The sequence below is a fragment of the Psychrobacter sp. N25K4-3-2 genome, assembly GCF_015351755.1.
Lineage (GTDB): Bacteria > Pseudomonadota > Gammaproteobacteria > Pseudomonadales > Moraxellaceae > Psychrobacter > Psychrobacter glaciei.
Map to the genome: position 1 here is coordinate 1 of NZ_JADKLX010000037.1, position 545 is coordinate 545.

At 43.9% G+C, this 545-nt stretch carries 2 protein-coding genes; both read left to right on the plus strand.

What is annotated here, in order from left to right:
* The first annotated feature begins 32 nt into the window (after positions 1 to 32).
* A complete protein-coding gene (locus IOD06_RS13880; protein ID WP_369075566.1) occupies positions 33 to 161 on the plus strand; it encodes a hypothetical protein in 129 nt (42 codons plus the stop codon).
* The coding region (locus IOD06_RS13515) for a TonB-dependent receptor plug domain-containing protein (protein ID WP_320157444.1) at positions 116 to 545 on the plus strand (430 nt) is incomplete at its 3' end. The genes IOD06_RS13880 and IOD06_RS13515, both read left to right, overlap by 46 nt.

Consider the following 545-nt stretch of genomic DNA (forward strand, 5'->3'; position numbering starts at 1 on the left):
ACAATGATGCCGTTTTAGAAATAACCGTTGGTTTGTGCGAACTTGAATTCACCTGCGATACAGTCATTGCACTTCATGGTGCCGATTTGCAAGCAACCCTTGATTTCGTGGCAGTGTGGTTGAGTCTATTAACACAAAACGCTTCTCTACACAGGTTGTAGAATCTATTTCTGCAGAAGATATAGGTAAGCTGCCAGACTCTTCAATTGCTGAATCGATTGCGCGTTTACCCGGTTTAACCGCACAGCGCTTAGACGGCCGAGCAAGTCGTGTCTCTATTCGTGGTTTTGGCGAGAATGAAAGTGGCACAACGTTTAACGGTCGTGAGCAGGTATCGATTGGTGATAACCGTGGTGTAGAGTTTGACCTTTATCCATCAGAAATAATGAGCGGTGTAACCGTTTATAAAACGCCAAATGCAAGTATTGATGCTGAAGGTATTGCCGGTGTTATTAATATGCAAACCGTGCGCCCTTTAAGTAAAGGCGAACGTGTTGTGCAAGTAAATGGGCAGTATGAGCAAACCAGCTTTGGTAAATTAAATC